This is a genomic window from Paenisporosarcina sp. TG-14 (assembly GCF_000297555.1).
In the GTDB taxonomy this organism is placed as follows: domain Bacteria; phylum Bacillota; class Bacilli; order Bacillales_A; family Planococcaceae; genus Paenisporosarcina; species Paenisporosarcina antarctica.
In genome coordinates this window covers 1-352 of record NZ_AMGD01000072.1, presented here as the reverse complement: position 1 = coordinate 352, position 352 = coordinate 1, and the positions used below count along the sequence as shown (strand labels likewise).

Sequence of the window (352 nt, the reverse complement as noted above, 5' to 3'; positions counted from 1 at the left end):
CGCGACGGATAAACGAGATTTTTTCGATAATCTTCAATTTGGCCAACTTCCGAATGGCACGACGAATCGTCGCATCTGACTTCGATAATGCCTTCATAATCGTTTCTACTTTCAAATGAGCAGCTCCTGGAAATTTACAGCAGTAGCGACTAATTAAAGAAAGTACGTCACGATCCGTTTGAATTAATTCGTTGTAATGGGCATTGATATGCTGCTGAACATGTAAGTCCATCTCTTTGACGCTAGTAAATGTTTGATACTCTGATAAATAATACATAGTGTGCTCCAATCGCCACGTTCTCTACTTTTTAAGTAGTGGGCGTTTATTTGTTTGTTTGGATATCAGGTGATT

1 protein-coding gene is annotated in these 352 nt (G+C 38.9%); it reads right to left on the bottom strand.

Annotated features, from left to right (window positions below):
- Nucleotides 1-277, bottom strand: a 277-nt coding sequence (locus C406_RS0116825; RefSeq protein ID WP_017381824.1) for a helix-turn-helix domain-containing protein, incomplete at its 3' end; no start/stop codon positions are given.
- Between the last annotated feature and the right edge of the window lie 75 nt (nucleotides 278-352).